General features: G+C 38.4%; 16 protein-coding genes, 1 pseudogene and 1 other annotated feature. Of the genes and pseudogenes, 15 read left to right on the top strand and 2 right to left on the bottom strand.

Annotated features, from left to right (window positions below):
* Nucleotides 1-62 precede the first annotated feature (62 nt).
* The 13 genes and pseudogenes from BkAM31D_RS17070 to BkAM31D_RS17010 all read left to right on the top strand — a co-directional run bounded on the left by BkAM31D_RS17070 (nucleotide 63) and on the right by BkAM31D_RS17010 (nucleotide 12,467).
* The gene (locus BkAM31D_RS17070) at nucleotides 63-1,088 is read left to right on the top strand and encodes a glyceraldehyde-3-phosphate dehydrogenase (RefSeq protein ID WP_066153394.1); all 1,026 of its coding nucleotides are present in this window, start codon (nucleotides 63-65) and stop codon (nucleotides 1,086-1,088) included.
* 342 nt (nucleotides 1,089-1,430) lie between these two features.
* Nucleotides 1,431-1,811 (top strand): adenosylmethionine decarboxylase, encoded by a 381-nt coding sequence (gene speD / locus BkAM31D_RS17065; RefSeq protein ID WP_066153391.1) that lies wholly within the window; start codon nucleotides 1,431-1,433, stop codon nucleotides 1,809-1,811.
* 258 nt (nucleotides 1,812-2,069) lie between these two features.
* Nucleotides 2,070-2,525, top strand: a complete 456-nt coding sequence (nrdR, locus tag BkAM31D_RS17060) for a transcriptional regulator NrdR (protein ID WP_066153388.1) — start codon at nucleotides 2,070-2,072, stop codon at nucleotides 2,523-2,525.
* 75 nt (nucleotides 2,526-2,600) lie between these two features.
* Nucleotides 2,601-4,064 carry a replication initiation and membrane attachment family protein gene (locus BkAM31D_RS17055; protein WP_066153386.1) on the top strand — a complete coding sequence of 488 codons (1,464 nt, stop codon included), beginning with the start codon at nucleotides 2,601-2,603 and terminating at the stop codon, nucleotides 4,062-4,064.
* A gap of 3 nt (nucleotides 4,065-4,067) precedes the next feature.
* A complete protein-coding gene (gene dnaI, locus BkAM31D_RS17050) occupies nucleotides 4,068-4,997 on the top strand; it encodes a primosomal protein DnaI (protein WP_066153383.1) in 930 nt (309 codons plus the stop codon).
* Nucleotides 4,998-5,097: 100 nt separating this feature from the next.
* On the top strand, nucleotides 5,098-6,210 hold the full coding sequence (gene mqnC, locus BkAM31D_RS17045; protein WP_066153379.1) for a cyclic dehypoxanthinyl futalosine synthase: 1,113 nt from the start codon (nucleotides 5,098-5,100) through the stop codon (nucleotides 6,208-6,210).
* A gap of 300 nt (nucleotides 6,211-6,510) precedes the next feature.
* Entirely contained in the window at nucleotides 6,511-7,371 is an 861-nt protein-coding gene (ytxC, locus tag BkAM31D_RS17040; protein ID WP_066153376.1) for a putative sporulation protein YtxC, read from the top strand.
* A gap of 350 nt (nucleotides 7,372-7,721) precedes the next feature.
* Nucleotides 7,722-9,652: pseudogene (gene thrS / locus BkAM31D_RS17035) on the top strand (threonine--tRNA ligase).
* A 499-nt stretch (nucleotides 9,653-10,151) separates the two neighbouring features.
* Nucleotides 10,152-10,275 (top strand) — a sequence feature (ribosomal protein L20 leader region).
* A 99-nt stretch (nucleotides 10,276-10,374) separates the two neighbouring features.
* A complete protein-coding gene (gene infC / locus BkAM31D_RS17030) occupies nucleotides 10,375-10,881 on the top strand; it encodes a translation initiation factor IF-3 (RefSeq protein ID WP_066153369.1) in 507 nt (168 codons plus the stop codon).
* Between the two features lie 41 nt (nucleotides 10,882-10,922).
* Nucleotides 10,923-11,123: a 50S ribosomal protein L35 gene (gene rpmI, locus BkAM31D_RS17025; protein WP_066153364.1), complete on the top strand. Its 201-nt coding sequence runs from the start codon at nucleotides 10,923-10,925 to the stop codon at nucleotides 11,121-11,123.
* Nucleotides 11,124-11,153: 30 nt separating this feature from the next.
* A complete protein-coding gene (gene rplT, locus BkAM31D_RS17020) occupies nucleotides 11,154-11,513 on the top strand; it encodes a 50S ribosomal protein L20 (protein ID WP_066153360.1) in 360 nt (119 codons plus the stop codon).
* Nucleotides 11,514-11,593: 80 nt separating this feature from the next.
* The gene (locus BkAM31D_RS17015; protein ID WP_066153357.1) at nucleotides 11,594-11,863 is read left to right on the top strand and encodes a DUF1294 domain-containing protein; all 270 of its coding nucleotides are present in this window, start codon (nucleotides 11,594-11,596) and stop codon (nucleotides 11,861-11,863) included.
* Between the two features lie 28 nt (nucleotides 11,864-11,891).
* Nucleotides 11,892-12,467, top strand: a complete 576-nt coding sequence (locus BkAM31D_RS17010; RefSeq protein WP_066153355.1) for a TVP38/TMEM64 family protein — start codon at nucleotides 11,892-11,894, stop codon at nucleotides 12,465-12,467.
* Between the two features lie 163 nt (nucleotides 12,468-12,630).
* Here BkAM31D_RS17010 and BkAM31D_RS17005 read toward each other — a convergent pair whose 3' ends face one another.
* Complete coding sequence (locus BkAM31D_RS17005) at nucleotides 12,631-13,011, bottom strand: sigma-w pathway protein ysdB (RefSeq protein WP_066153352.1); 381 nt, start codon at nucleotides 13,009-13,011, stop codon at nucleotides 12,631-12,633.
* Between the two features lie 198 nt (nucleotides 13,012-13,209).
* Between BkAM31D_RS17005 and BkAM31D_RS17000 the strand changes: the two genes are divergently transcribed.
* Nucleotides 13,210-13,698 carry a dUTP diphosphatase gene (locus tag BkAM31D_RS17000; RefSeq protein ID WP_066153349.1) on the top strand — a complete coding sequence of 163 codons (489 nt, stop codon included), beginning with the start codon at nucleotides 13,210-13,212 and terminating at the stop codon, nucleotides 13,696-13,698.
* 69 nt (nucleotides 13,699-13,767) lie between these two features.
* Entirely contained in the window at nucleotides 13,768-14,853 is a 1,086-nt protein-coding gene (locus tag BkAM31D_RS16995) for a M42 family metallopeptidase (protein ID WP_066153346.1), read from the top strand.
* A 127-nt stretch (nucleotides 14,854-14,980) separates the two neighbouring features.
* Here the strand turns inward: BkAM31D_RS16995 and sspI are convergent, their stop codons facing one another.
* A complete protein-coding gene (gene sspI, locus BkAM31D_RS16990) occupies nucleotides 14,981-15,187 on the bottom strand; it encodes a small acid-soluble spore protein SspI (RefSeq protein ID WP_066153344.1) in 207 nt (68 codons plus the stop codon).
* Nucleotides 15,188-15,215: the final 28 nt, after the last annotated feature.

The raw sequence follows: 15,215 nt of genomic DNA, 5'->3' as shown, positions 1-15,215 counted from the left end.
TTATACTATTAATATCAAATAGATTATAAAGTATAACTTATATTCCGGGAGGAGTTATTCTAATGAAATCAAAGGTTGCAATTAATGGATTTGGACGTATTGGTCGTATGGTATTTAGAAAAGCAATGAAGGATGCTAAAGTAGATATCGTAGCAATTAATGCGAGTTATCCAGCGGAAACATTAGCTCATTTAATTAAATATGACAGCATACATGGGAAATATGATCTAGAGGTTGTGGCAAAACAAGATTCACTTCTTGTTGATGGAAAAGAAATTAAATTATTGCAGTCAAGAGATCCTAGAGAATTGCCTTGGAAGGAATTAGGGGTTGAGATTGTAATCGAGGCAACAGGAAAGTTCAAATCAAAAGAGACTGCAGGGTATCATATAGAGGCAGGAGCAAAGAAAGTTGTCATTACTGCTCCAGGTAAAGATGAAGATATTACGATTGTTATGGGTGTAAATGAAGGCGATTACAGTGCAGAAGATCATCACATCATTTCAAATGCTTCTTGCACAACGAATTGCTTAGCTCCAGTAGCAAAAGTTCTCGATCAAGAATTTGGAATTGAAAGTGGAATGATGACAACGGTCCATGCTTATACGAATGATCAGAAAAACATCGATAACCCACATAAGGATTTAAGAAGAGCAAGAGCTTGTGGACAGTCGATCATTCCTACTTCAACAGGTGCCGCTAAAGCAATTGCGAAAGTGCTACCTCAATTAGCGGGAAAATTGAACGGGATGGCTCTTCGTGTTCCGACACCTAACGTTTCATTAGTTGATTTAGTTGTGAATGTTAAAAAGGATGTAACGGTTGAAGAGGTCAACCAAGTTTTAGAGAATGCTTCAAAAGGCTCATTACAAGGTATTCTTGGTTTCACGAATGAACCGCTTGTTTCAATTGATTTTAATGGGGATGAAAACTCTTCCATTATTGATGGTTTATCAACAATGGTGATGAGTGATCGTCAAGTTAAGGTGCTTGCTTGGTACGACAATGAGTGGGGTTATTCTTGTCGAGTTGCTGATCTCGTTACTCTTGTTGCGGAACATTTAAAAGAACCAAGTGAGGTACATTAATCCAAGATTAGTAAACGTTAGGGAGTATAGTGTCCACTAAGTTGTTAAACCCTATTAGTAATTGTTGTTCTCATAACATGTTTGATTGCAAGTCATCCAGGGAAGGGGGTTATTACCTTGGATGACTGTTTCATTTAACGGGAGAAAAAGTTTTTTACTAACTGTTGCAATCAAATAGCAAATTAAGTATACTGATTTTCGTGAACTTCAATTAAAGCAAACCAGGAATTGTTTCTTTACAGAAAGGGTTAGGACCTCTCTGGACTAACTTTCCCCCGTGTAATTGAACTTTCCTACATGCTTGAGAAGGCATGATACTTTTTGTAAAGGGGGATTCAACTTATGGACACAATGGGTCGTCACGTAATTGCAGAACTTTGGGGATGTAACGTGGAAAAGTTGAATAATATGAGCTATATTGAACAAGTATTTGTTGATGCTGCTTTGAAATCGGGAGCAGAAGTAAGAGAGGTTGCATTTCACAAGTTTGCTCCTCATGGAGTAAGTGGAGTTGTAATCATTTCTGAATCACATCTAACGATTCATAGTTTCCCGGAACATGGATATGCAAGTATTGATGTCTATACTTGTGGAGATCTTGACCCGAATATAGCAGCAAACCATATTACCGAGTCATTAGGTGCAACAAATAGTGAAGTGATTGAAGTGCCTAGAGGAATGGGACCGGTTAAAGTTGGAAAATCAAAAGTACAAGCATTATAAGTGAGATAGAAGAGGTTGACTCTAATAAGTGTGCTTACTCTTACCCATGTTAATGAGAAGGAGAATATAAGCATATAGAGTTAACCTCTTTTTGCGATTTGTTTTTTACTCCCTTAAGTAAGGCTCAATATGATATGATATAGGTAGTGAGTATTCGCTAAACATTGACAAATATCGTTATCTTGTCAGACCTTTTATTTTTCTATATGATAAAATAAAAGGGATCCTGAGTACGTTACGGAAAGTGGAGATGATCGAATGCTATGTCCAGCCTGTCATCATAATGGAACTCGAGTACTTGATTCAAGACCAAGTCATGAAGGACGTTCGATTCGTAGAAGGAGAGAATGTGAAGAGTGTAGTCATCGTTTTACAACGTTTGAGATGGTTGAAGAAATACCTTTAATCGTTGTGAAAAAAGATGGAACACGACAAGAGTTTAGTCAAGATAAAATCCTTCGAGGATTAATTCGTGCCTGTGAGAAAAGACCAGTATCATTGGAAACTCTTGAGAAAATTGTAAATGATGTTGAGCGTGAACTTCGCGGTTTAGGGAAAAATGAAGTAATGAGTCATGATGTCGGTGAGCTAGTTATGGAACGTTTAGCCAATATAGATGATGTGGCTTATGTACGTTTTGCATCAGTTTACCGTCAGTTTAAAGACATTAATGTATTTATAAAGGAATTGACAGAATTAATGAATAAGAGTTGAGAAAAGAGCTTAAGGCGTGAGATCGCTGCAAGCTCTTTTTACGCTGAAAGTCTGTGAAGAGAGGAGGACTTAGAGATGACATGGCATTGGAAAGAACTGCTGCCCGTTGATCGATTTACAATTAGGACAAGCCATTATATAACAGATATAGATCGTCTAACGTTAACATTATTATATCAACCTCTAATTGGAGCAGTTGCACATAGCCTTTACTTAACATTAGTAGCACAGTTGGAGAAAGACGAATATTGGAGTGACGAGCAGACGCATAGGCAATTGATGTTGTTGCTAGGTGCTCCTCTCGAAGTGATCTTTGAGGAACGGAAGAAGTTAGAGGGTATCGGATTGCTTCGAACGTTTAAACGTAAGGAAGAAGATGGCGAAACCATTTATTTATATGAAATACAGCCTCCTATGACACCAAAGCAGTTTTTTGAAAATGATGTCCTGAGTGTGTATTTATTTAACAGACTAGGAAAAAATCAATATCGTCAGTTACGTGATCGATTTACATTAGATCAAATAGAGACAGAGGAGTTTACTGAACTCACTTATGGTTTTGATGAAGTGTTTGCATCCTTGCATCACTCAGAGATGGTTTCAAATTTAAAGTCGGAGACAGGAAGTGCACTTCGTGTTGAATCTGGAAAGCAACTGCTTAATAGTGAACATGAATCGTTTTCATTTGAAAATCAATCTTTTGATTTTGATCTGCTTGAAAAAAGTGTATCGTCTTTTATTGTGCCAACAGAGGTATTTACAGCAGAGGTTAAAACATTAATTGGAAGATTGGCTTTTGTGTACCGGATTGAACCATTGGAAATGGCCAGTGTAGTCCAGCAAGCACTTATACATGATGACAAATTAGATGCAGATGAACTAAGAAGGAAGGTTCAAGAGTGGTATAAGATTGAACATGGAAATGAACCACCTAGCTTAGGATTACAGCAGCATCCTGCCGCTTATCAAACCATGCAAAATCAAGAGCCTGCAACAGAGGAAGAACGTGCTATTAAATTTTATGAGACAACCCCGCCCTTAACTTTGCTTGAAATTCGTTCAGGGGGTGGAAAAGTAGCGGCCGCTGATGCGAAGATTGTTGAATCTTTATTAGTTGATCATCAATTGTTACCTGGTGTTGTGAATGTGTTACTTGACTTTATGTTATGGAGTCAAGATATGAAATTGTCTAAGGCATTGATTGATAAAGTTGCTGGACATTGGTCGCGAAAAAAGGTTAAGACAGTGCAAGAAGCGATGCAGCTTGCTCTACATGAACAAGGAAAAGCAAATCAACAATCGAAGAAAACAAATGTAGCCTATAATAAAAAAACGACCAGAAGCAATCATCAGCCTAAGCGTGATAAACTACCTAAGTGGCTTCTGGCTGAGAAAGAAAAAGATAATCAAAATCAACCTAATAATGAGACCCCTCCAATAGATAAAAAGAATAACGATGCTGTGACGCCTGGGGAAATGAGCTTTGAAGAAATGCTTGAAAAGCGGAGAAAAAATAAGGAACAAAGAGGAGAGGTGTAATGAATGGAGTCAATCCAATCATCGTTGAAACAATGGACACAAGATAATGATACATTCCAACAGAGGTTAAACGATGCCAAGGCATCGCTCCTTGCAGATCCAATTGTGCAAAAGGCACTTAAGAATGTTCCTGTAACGGAAGAAACCTTTGAGAAAGGCTTGATTAAGCTTTACGAGCTGCAAAAGGAGCTTCATAACTGTCAAAATTGTCCTGGCTTATCTCGTTGCCCCAATATGATGAAGGGATATCAACCAGAGTTAATAATCGCTGGTAAAGCACTTGACCTCAGCTATCAGCCATGTGACTTAAAGAAGCAACAAGATCATGATCAGAAAAAGCGTCAACTCATTCAATCGTTTTATGTTCCTAAAGACATTTTGGGAGCAACATTTGATCAGCTTGATCGGGATCATGAACGGGAAGAGGCAAGCAGGAAAGCTTTAGCTTTTGCTCTTCAAGCGAATCCAGGAGAAGACGGTCAAGGTTTATATTTTTACGGGAAATTTGGTGTTGGAAAAACGTATTTAATGGGTGCGGTAGCTAATGAGTTAAGAGATCGAGGAATTGAAACGTACATTGTGTATACACCTGACTTTTTCAGAGAGATGAAATCATCTATCTCTAACGGCACTTTTCAAGAAAAGTTAGACACGGTCAAGCGAGCTGAAGTGTTGATTCTTGATGACATTGGTGCAGAGACTATTTCAGGTTGGATAAGAGATGATGTACTTGGGGCTATATTACAACATCGAATGCTAGAGAAATTACCAACCTTGTTTACATCAAACTATGATTATGAAGAATTAGAAGAACATTTAGCTTATTCAGAACGTGGGGGAATTGAAGAGCTAAAAGCAAAGAGAATAATGGAGCGTATCAAACACTTTACTACTTTTGTAACAGTGGAAGGTGCAAATCGTCGAATACGGTAAATTGAACTTTTTTCCAATTGGAATGTCTTTGCTTTGCGGATTGAAGCAACTATGATAGGATGAGAGTATTGAATTTTGATAGATTGCGGAGGGTTACAACATGAGCATTGATGCGATATTAGAACGTGCGCTAAACGGTGAACGCCTGCAAATGGAAGATGCAATTGCTCTTTATGAAAGTGATGAAGTTGAAAAAATGGGCGCAGCTGCAAATGAAGTAATGAAAAAGTGGCACCCAGAACCCATTACAACTTTTGTCATTGGTCGTAATGTGAATTATACGAACTTTTGTGATACGTATTGTCGTTTTTGTGCATTTTATCGAAAGCCTGGCCATAAAGAAGGGTATGTACTTAGTGACGATGTTATTTATAAGAAGATTGAAGAGACGCTTGATGTTAATGGAACGGAAATCTTAATGCAAGGTGGTACGAACCCGGATCTGCCTTTAAGTTATTATACAGATTTGCTCGCAAACATTAAAAAGCGTTATCCGGATATTTGGATGCACTCGTTCTCCCCTGCTGAAGTCTGGAAGATTGCTGAAGTTTCTGGGTTGTCAGTAGAAGAAGTTCTACGTTCATTACATGAAGCTGGACTTGATAGTATGCCTGGAGGCGGAGCTGAAATATTAACGGAGGAAACAAGATTGCGTGTGAGTCGCTTGAAAATTACTTGGGAGCAATGGATTGAAGCGATGAAGGCATCTAAAAGAGTAGGTATGTTTGGTTCGGCAACGATGGTTATTGGATTTGGAGAGTCTTTTGAAGAACGTGCTCTTCATTTACAGCGCATTCGTGATGCTCAAGATGAAACAAATTGTTTTACTGCTTTTATCTCATGGTTATTCCAGCCGGAGAATACGGGTATGTACAAAACGAAAAAGTTAACACCGCGCGATTATTTAAAAAATGTTGCGATCTCTCGTCTTTTCTTAGATAATATTGAAAACTTTCAATCTTCTTGGGTAACGATGGGTCCTGAAGTCGGTAAGTTATCTCTTGAATATGGATGTAATGATTTCGGAAGTACAATGATGGAAGAAAATGTTGTCTCAGCAGCTGGAACAACTCATAAAGTGAACACGAATGAAATCCTTCGTTTGATCCGTGAAGCTGGCAAGATTCCAGCTCAACGTAATACGAAGTACGAAACTCTCCGTGTATTTGACGATAAGGAAACGGCAGCGAAAGACTTCGTTATGCAAAATTAATAGAATGATAAGAGACTTGCCAGTGGCAGGTCTTTTTTTTGTTCTTATTTTCAATTTTCAAAGGTTGTTGCTTTAATCTTTTGGACCGTTTATCGCTAATCCAAGATGGCATATTGTATAAAAATAGAGGGAGAAGAACATTGAAAACGGTCAAGCTTGAAGCATAAAAGCAAAAACGACTGATTTTCTTATCATGTTTTCCAAAGCAAATCATAGGATGGAAGTAGAGCCTGTCTAAGACGAATCAAATTCATCCATATGTACCTATAGAGGTGTTTGTATATGTAAGGGGAGTTAGCGTTGATAGCAATCCATTTTGAAACGGAACAAGATTGCAAGCAGCTGTTTCGTCAGCTAACGGCGTATATCCAAAAGTACGCTGCCTATGGCTTAGGTGGAGCAGTAAAAGCTGAAGGGGAAGACACGATAATCCTCAACTATGAACATAAGCATATCGATTTTTATGATTCCTTTCATCCTTTGCTCGCATCTGTTTTAACTGATTATGTGATAAGTACTAAGGAAGATTTATGGTTGTTAGATATTATTGAGACGATGTTTTATTTTACAGATGAAGATGAACAACAACAGATCTTAACGATTGCTAAATCCATTTTAGAGGGAGACCGTAATGATTTACCACAAATGAAGCCGTTCTTTAACAGAAGGGCCTATATCTATGATGCATTTGCAAAGCATTTAGAAGAAGAAACAACGTTTTACTATGAACCGTTTCTAACATTTAGATTAAAAGATTATGGTGAGATTTTAATTGACTGTGTAGAGATGGCAATTGATGAGTATATGCTTGAACAAGAATATCAAAATATGATTGAAGATTTCAGACAGTATGTTCAGTATTCACCGGCTAATCTTAATGTTGTATATGTTGTTCATGATGGTCAATTCACATTTTATGATGAACATTTTCGAAGACTGACGAGGGAGGAACTATTGTTTTATTTGCAAGACGACCTTGTTTTTGAACAAGAGGTTGATATTGACGAAATGGTCATTAGTCCATTAGTGAGTATGGTTCCGCAAATTGTTCATGTCTTTACAGATGATCCAGATCATGGTGTGGTGTTATCGATACAAGCCATTTTTCAAGAGAGAATGAAACTTTACCCGCTAAAAGCATATGAGCAAGAATCTAATTAAACTTTTCAATTCCACTTGCATTTCTTTACGAGGCTCAATATAATACTACATATCATAGTGAATAGAACTAAGAGTCTTGACGAGGACATGAGACGTATACATCAGTTTACAGAGAGGGAAGTATGGCTGGGAGCTTCCTAACTTGAGTAACGTTCTTACCACCTCTGAACTGCGTTTGGGAAACACATTAGTGGAATATCTGACGCCGGTATGCAGCCGTTATATTTGTATCTTGAGGAGACTACTCAGCCTGAGCAGTCTTGAACAAGGGTGGAACCACGAATTACACTCGTCCCTTCTATATGGAGGGATGGGTGTTTTTTATTATATTTTTTGAAGGAGTGGACAGTATGGCCGATGTAAAAATTACGTTTCCAGATGGTGCTGTAAAGGAGTTTCCAAGTGGAACGACGACAGAAGACATCGCTGCATCGATTAGCCCTGGATTAAAGAAAAAGGCAATCGCTGGAAAATTAAATGATACAGTAATTGATCTACGTACACCAATTACAGAGGATGGATCAATTGCAATTGTGACACCTGACTCAGAAGAAGCATTAGAAATTGTACGTCATAGCACAGCTCACGTAATGGCACAAGCGATTAAACGACTTTATAAAGATGTGAAGTTAGGGTAGGACCAGTCATTGAAGGCGGTTTTTACTACGATATCGATTCTGAAGAGTCGTTAACGCCTGAAGACTTACCGAAAATCGAGAAAGAAATGAAGAAAATCATTTCTGAAAATCTTGAAGTGAAACGGATTGAAGTTTCACGTGAAGATGCGATTGCGAAATACAAAGAAATAGGTGACGAATACAAACTTGAACTGATCGAAGCTATACCAGAAGGGGAAATGCTGACGATTTATGAGCAAGGGGAATTCTTTGACTTGTGTCGTGGTGTTCATATTCCGTCAACAAATAAAATTAAAGAATTTAAATTGTTGAGCCTAGCCGGTGCTTATTGGCGTGGAGATAGTAAGAACAAGATGCTTCAACGTATTTATGGAACGGCGTTTTTCAACAAAGAGGATCTAAAAGAGCACCTTCGTCTATTAGAAGAGGCGAAAGAGCGTGATCATCGTAAGTTAGGGAAAGAATTAGGGATCTTCGCTTTATCACAAAAAGTTGGGCAAGGTTTGCCATTGTGGCTTCCAAAAGGTGCTACAGTTCGCCGTATTATCGAGCGTTACATTGTAGATAAAGAGGAAAGACTAGGATATCAACATGTTTATACACCGATTTTAGGAAGCTCTGAACTTTATAAAACATCTGGACATTGGGAGCACTATAAAGATGATATGTTCCCTGTAATGGAACGTGACAATGAAGAATTCGTTTTACGTCCAATGAACTGTCCGCATCATATGATGGTATATAAGCAGGATATGAGAAGTTATCGTCAATTACCGCTTCGTATTGCTGAACTTGGAATGATGCATCGTTATGAGATGTCTGGTGCTGTTTCTGGTTTACAACGAGTGCGCGGAATGACTTTAAATGATGCTCACATTTTCTGTCGTCCTGATCAAATTAAGGAAGAGTTTATACGAGTCGTTCATTTGATTCAAGAAGTTTACAAAGACTTTGGCATTGAAGATTATAAATTACGTCTCTCTTACCGTGATCCTGAAGACAAAGAAAAATATTTTGATGATGATGCCATGTGGGAAAAGGCGCAAGGCATGCTACGTGAAGCGATGAATGAGCTTGGTGATATTGAGTATTACGAAGCTGAGGGAGAAGCAGCATTCTATGGTCCGAAACTTGATGTTCAAGTGAAAACAGCTCTTGGAAAAGAAGAGACGTTATCAACGGTGCAATTAGATTTCTTGCTTCCAGAGCGCTTTGATTTAACGTATGTTGGGGAAGATGGTCAACAGCATCGTCCAGTCGTTGTACACCGCGGTGTTGTTTCAACGATGGAACGTTTCGTTGCCTTCTTACTTGAAGAGTATAAAGGAGCATTCCCAACTTGGTTAGCTCCAATTCAAACACAAATCATCCCTGTATCAAACGATGTACATCTTGAGTACGCAAAAAAGGTACAAGAAAGCTTACAAGCTGTAGGAGTACGTGTTGAAATCGATGAAAGAGACGAAAAGCTAGGCTACAAAATCCGAGAAGCACAAATGCAAAAAATCCCATACATGCTTGTCCTAGGAGACAAAGAAATGGAAGCAGAAGCAGTCAACATCCGCAAATACGGCGAACAAGACTCAACATCTGTCCCACTTAAAGACTTTGTAACCCAAATGAGTACAGAAGCTAGAAAGTAAAAGAGATTTTCCCCACCAGGTCGATCTTTACCTGGTGGGGAAAATCTCGAAGCGATGAGCGGAGCCGCTGCAAGGTTTTAAGTCTTTTTGAGCGAACTTCTCAAAAAGACGCGCAGCGAGAGAAGCCATCGTCGCTTCATTGAAAATGCTACCGCCAGGTCGATCTTTACCTGGTGGGGAAAATCTCGAAGCGATGAACGGAGCCGCTGCAAGGTTTTAAGTCTTTTTGAGCGAACTTCTCAAAAAGACGCGCAGCGAGAGAAGCCATCGTCGCTTCATTGAAAATGCTACCGCCAGGTCGATCTTTACCTGGTGGGGAAAATCTCGAGAATATCGGTTTTTTCCGTATTTGGAAAAACCTCTATCTAACTTTATGAAAATAAGTCATTGCTTTCTAGAAGGTTAGGAGTTAAAATAATATAGGTCGAGCACTAAAAAGGATTTGACACCTTTCAGTGGGTATGTTATAGTCGTTTAGTAAACAATTAAACATTAGAAACAAAGCAAGAAGAAGCGCCCGCTTCTCACCTGATGACGCTATATGCAGTTTACAGGTAAAAACGTTTCATTTTTGGATAAATGGAATTAGTGTGGGCGTATTGCGCCCGCACTTTTTTTGTACTTAAATGAGGTGCAATATGCTAGTGTAATACATTGGCGATGCGGAAAAATTGCTTTGGTTCGTTAAAATCCTTTGGAGGTGGCTCACTATTAGTAAAGACATGTTGGTCAATGAAGGGATTCGTGCACGCGAAGTACGTCTTATTGGAGCAAACGGTGATCAAATCGGCGTTAAGTCAAAGCAAGAAGCTCTTGAGATGGCGAGTAATGTAAACCTTGATTTAGTATGTGTTGCTCCAAATGCGAAACCACCTGTGTGTCGTATTATGGACTACGGAAAATTCCGTTATGAACAACAAAAGAAAGAAAAAGAAGCTCGTAAAAATCAAAAAGTCATCAATGTTAAAGAGGTTCGTTTAAGCCCAACGATTGAAGACAATGATTTTAATACAAAGCTTCGCAACGCTCGTAAGTTTCTTGAAAAAGGAGATAAAGTAAAAGTTGCGATCCGCTTCCGTGGACGTGCTATTACTCACTCTCAAATTGGACGGAAAGTACTTGAGCGTCTTGCAAAAGAATGTGAAGATATTGCAGTTGTTGAATCAATGCCTAAGATGGAAGGGCGCAGCATGTTCTTAATGCTCGCACCTAAAGCTGCTGAAAAGTAATATCTTAAGCTATGTAACAAGATTAAAGGAGGACCTGAGTTATGCCAAAAATGAAAACTCACCGTGGTGCTGCTAAGCGTTTCAAAAAGACTGGTTCTGGGAAGCTAAAGCGCGCACACGCATTCACTAGTCACTTATTCGGTAACAAATCACAAAAGCAAAAGCGTAAGCTACGCAAAGCTGGAATGGTTCATTCTGGTGATTTCAAGCGTATCCGCTCAATGTTAACGTACAAAAAATAATTGATCGTTTGATAGAAGGAGGGAACTTCGATGCCAAGAGTAAAAGGCGGTTATGTCGCTCGTCGTCGTCGTAAAAAAGTTCTAAAGTTAGCTAAAGGTTATTACGGTTCAAAACATACATTATTTAAATCTGCACAAGGTCAGGTAATGAAGTCATTACTTTATGCTTACCGTGATCGTCGCAACAAAAAACGTGACTTCCGTAAATTATGGATCACACGTATCAACGCAGCTGCTCGTGTAAATGGTCTTTCTTACAGCCGTTTCATGCACGGATTAAAGCTTGCTGAAATCAATGTTAACCGTAAAATGCTTGCTGAACTTGCCGTAACTGACGAAAAGTCATTTGCACAACTTGCTGAAAAAGCAAAAGCAAGCCTTAATGCATAAATAATAAAAGCGCGGCATTTGTCGCGCTTTTTTATATAGGTTTAGGTCCTTACTAAAAAGGATAATTGGGGGATTCTATCATGATTCTAACTGTCTATTTGTTTGCAGTTAATTTACTAGCATACGTGATAATGGGAATGGACAAGGCCCGAGCGAAAAAAAGGCAAAGAAGGATAAGAGAGAAAACGTTGTTCTTATTAGCATTTTTTGGAGGAAGTCTCGGGATTTATGTAGGAATGAGAGCTTTTCGTCACAAAACAAAGCATAAAAGCTTTACAATAGGAATCCCAATTATCCTTTTTGCCCAAATAGCGGTACTCATCTTCATCTTACAGGTTGTCTCAGCATAGATTAATAAGAGAGAGGGGAGGCAAGAGCATGGAGGAGGGATTTATAGAGAGTTCAATGCAGTTCATTGAACAAAGTGGTTGGTTGGCTCCGTTCTTTTTTGTCATGCTCCATGTTTTTAGACAAGTGTTTTTTATCCCTGTTTTGGTCATTTGTCTTTTAGGCGGCTATTTATTTGGAACGCTTTATGGAGCCATATACTCTGTCATAGGCCTCACTGCTGTAAGTGTTGTTTTTTACGGATTAATATTTATTTTTCCAAGCATGAGAGAGAAACTATCAAAAGTAAAACAACGAATATTAAAAACTAGGCAGCTTACAATTCCGCAAATGATGATTATGAGATTGATGCCATTTGTTCATTTTCATATTGTTTCCTTGTATTTAATTGAAAAAACAAAAGATATAAAAACTTATTCAAAATATTCTTTTTTTGTCAGCATTCCGCCAGCTATTGTATACACAGCTTTAGGGGATATGATTCACGAACTTCCCTTAGTTGGAACGTTACTATTAGCCATTCTTCTAGCGATTCTATTTCTCTTTTTTAGAAAAAAGCGTACGAATATTAGGTGGAATGATTTTTTTGCAGTGAAGAAAACATAAATGCGGTTTAGAAATATTATAGGAATTAGAATGACTGATATAAATAAAAAAGGTGTGTACCAATGGGTCAAAATAGACCTGTGGTACACACCTTTTTTGCTAGCCATTAGCTAAGGTGAAATAAACGGAGGAAGCAAGAGTTCGTTATGTTAAATTGAACGTTCTATTTTTTCAGCAATTCTTTTATTGGACTTTTCCACTCGATCTTAGCATTGGGATAGCGTAAGTGGATGTCGTCTGTAATAAACTGGAAATCTTCTTTGCTAAGACCGGTTAATTGATCGATGTGCTTGGCCCATAAGTAGATAGATACAATTTCAAATGATTGATCGGTTGTTCCTAAATATTTTTCTCCCTCGAACATGATGCCTTTGTACGTAATCAGGAAATTCTTTCGAACATCTTTTTCATCATCAAATACAAAAAATTGCTTGCGCTCATGAGCTTGCTCTAATTTTCTTTTTGGATGAAACAAGTATTTAAAAGCAGAATAAGCAAGCACGAACAAAGCAATCAATAATAATAACCTAAATAAGATCACCATACGATAACCTCCTTATGAGGGACTTTTCATGAATGTATATTGATTTTGACATATTTTCTTTAAAGAAGTAAAGTCTTCTATTAAGTAATACGAATAACTAGTTAGTTGGTTGCAACTTTTTTTTAAAAAAGTGTCTTTTGTTTGCGACAACTTTAAAGAAAAACACGCTATAATAACGAGGTAGAGGAGGTTGTTTACATGGATATTCAAACACTGTTTAAAATTCAAAAACAATTGAATGAGCGAATAATGGTTGAACATGAATTGACTGGGCGAGATATGTTTCAAGAACAATTGCTCGCTTTTATTGTGGAGATAGGGGAACTAGCCAATGAAACCCGATGCTTTAAATATTGGAGCCGAAAACCATCTTCTGAACGTTCGATTATTTTAGAAGAGTATGTCGATGGGTTGCATTTTGTATTAACTTTAGGACTGACACTTGGTTTTACATCGGTAACTGTAAAAGAGACTTTTGAACAACATGAATCATTAACTGAGCACTTCTTACAAGTTTTGAGCTTAGCTAATACTCTGAAACAACAGCAAACGGACGTGAATTTTCAATTATTTATGGATACATTCTTTGCGTTAGGTTTTAAGCTAGGCTTTAGTTATGATGAAATGGAGCAAGCGTATTTAGAAAAAAATAAAGTGAATCATCAACGGCAAGACCAAGGATATTAATGATTAATTTGAGCAACGAAATAGTTTTTTGTATACTTAATGAGTAAGGACAATTAAGGAGGTATTAGGATGGCAAAACTTGATGAAAAACTTCAAATGTTAAAAGATTTAACAGATGCAAATGGCATTCCTGGAAATGAACGTGAAGCTCGAGATGTGATGACAAAATACATAACTCCATTTGCTGATGAAGTCACAACAGACAATTTAGGAAGCCTCGTTGCCAAGAAAACAGGAAAGGCAGACGGACCAAAGATTATGGTTGCTGGTCACTTAGACGAAATTGGATTTATGGTGACAAGCATTGATGATAAAGGATTTTTGCGTTTTCAAACAGTTGGCGGCTGGTGGGAGCAAGTCATGCTAGCGCAACGTGTAACAATCATGACGAAAAACGGGAATATCCCTGGAGTAGTTGGGTCGAAGCCGCCTCATATTCTAGCGCCGGAAGCAAGAAAGAAGCCAGTTGATAAAAAAGATATGTTTATTGACATCGGTGCTTCTAGTCGAGAAGAGGCTGAGGAATTTGGTGTGCGTCCTGGTGACTCTGTCGTTCCAGTTTGTGAATTTACTGTTATGAAAAACGAAAAATATTTAATGGCAAAAGCATGGGATAATCGGATCGGGTGTGCGATTGCGATTGATGTGTTAAGAGAGCTTCAAGGAGTAGACCACCCGAATACGGTTTATGGAGTAGGGACTGTTCAGGAAGAAGTAGGTTTAAGAGGAGCGCGTACGTCTGCTCATTTCATTCAACCTGATATCGGCTTTGGTGTTGATGTTGGAATAGCTGGGGATACACCTGGAGTCACAGAAAAAGAGGCACTTGCGAAGATGGGAGACGGGCCGCAAATCGTGTTATATGATGCTTCTATGGTCTCTCATAAAGGTTTGCGTGATTTTGTGACAGATACAGCAGATGAACATAATATTCCTTACCAATTTGACGCAATGGCGGGTGGAGGAACCGATTCAGGTGCCATTCATTTAACTGCAAACGGTGTTCCGGCGCTGTCAATCACAGTGCCAACTCGTTATATTCATACACATGCAGCTATGCTGCATCGTGATGATTATGAAAACACGGTGAGACTAATCGTTGAAGTAATTAAGAAGCTTGATACAGAAACGGTTGAAAAAATAACTTTTAACTAAAAAAAGGGGGCGTTTCAAAAGGTCTAGTTTTAACCTTTTAAAACGCCCCCGAAATTTTGAGCTTTAGCCTTAAAAGAAGTCGTTGCCTTATCTCAAGGCGCGTAGCGACTATGAAACAGCCTCTTACTTATTGCAATCCTTGACTAATTTGTTGGCAAATAGCATCTTTGTCTTGCTCGTTTGCGTTTTTCCAATAAACTTCGAATAGTACACCTAAACCTGGAAGCATTTTTTCTTCTCCTCGCTGAATCGCATCAACAATTGTTGCCTCAACTTCTTGTTCAGAGCTCCCTTTAATATTAGACATAATCGCACCACGTAAATTAAAACTCATCTTGTCATCCTCCTTGTTGTGAGTGAAA

Source organism: Halalkalibacter krulwichiae (assembly GCF_002109385.1).
GTDB lineage: Bacteria > Bacillota > Bacilli > Bacillales > Bacillaceae_D > Halalkalibacter > Halalkalibacter krulwichiae.
Note: the sequence above shows the minus strand (reverse complement) of the source record. Positions and strands in the feature narration are given on the sequence as shown.

Coding starts and splice junctions, on each gene's coding strand:
- BkAM31D_RS17070 (WP_066153394.1), top strand. CDS start 63: ATGAAATCAAAGGTTGCAATTAATGGATTTGGACGTATTGGTCGTATG.
- speD (WP_066153391.1), top strand. CDS start 1,431: ATGGACACAATGGGTCGTCACGTAATTGCAGAACTTTGGGGATGTAAC.
- nrdR (WP_066153388.1), top strand. CDS start 2,070: ATGCTATGTCCAGCCTGTCATCATAATGGAACTCGAGTACTTGATTCA.
- BkAM31D_RS17055 (WP_066153386.1), top strand. CDS start 2,601: ATGACATGGCATTGGAAAGAACTGCTGCCCGTTGATCGATTTACAATT.
- dnaI (WP_066153383.1), top strand. CDS start 4,068: ATGGAGTCAATCCAATCATCGTTGAAACAATGGACACAAGATAATGAT.
- mqnC (WP_066153379.1), top strand. CDS start 5,098: ATGAGCATTGATGCGATATTAGAACGTGCGCTAAACGGTGAACGCCTG.
- infC (WP_066153369.1), top strand. CDS start 10,375: ATGTTGGTCAATGAAGGGATTCGTGCACGCGAAGTACGTCTTATTGGA.
- rpmI (WP_066153364.1), top strand. CDS start 10,923: ATGCCAAAAATGAAAACTCACCGTGGTGCTGCTAAGCGTTTCAAAAAG.
- rplT (WP_066153360.1), top strand. CDS start 11,154: ATGCCAAGAGTAAAAGGCGGTTATGTCGCTCGTCGTCGTCGTAAAAAA.
- BkAM31D_RS17015 (WP_066153357.1), top strand. CDS start 11,594: ATGATTCTAACTGTCTATTTGTTTGCAGTTAATTTACTAGCATACGTG.
- BkAM31D_RS17010 (WP_066153355.1), top strand. CDS start 11,892: ATGGAGGAGGGATTTATAGAGAGTTCAATGCAGTTCATTGAACAAAGT.
- BkAM31D_RS17005 (WP_066153352.1), bottom strand. CDS start 13,011: ATGGTGATCTTATTTAGGTTATTATTATTGATTGCTTTGTTCGTGCTT.
- BkAM31D_RS17000 (WP_066153349.1), top strand. CDS start 13,210: ATGGATATTCAAACACTGTTTAAAATTCAAAAACAATTGAATGAGCGA.
- BkAM31D_RS16995 (WP_066153346.1), top strand. CDS start 13,768: ATGGCAAAACTTGATGAAAAACTTCAAATGTTAAAAGATTTAACAGAT.
- sspI (WP_066153344.1), bottom strand. CDS start 15,187: ATGAGTTTTAATTTACGTGGTGCGATTATGTCTAATATTAAAGGGAGC.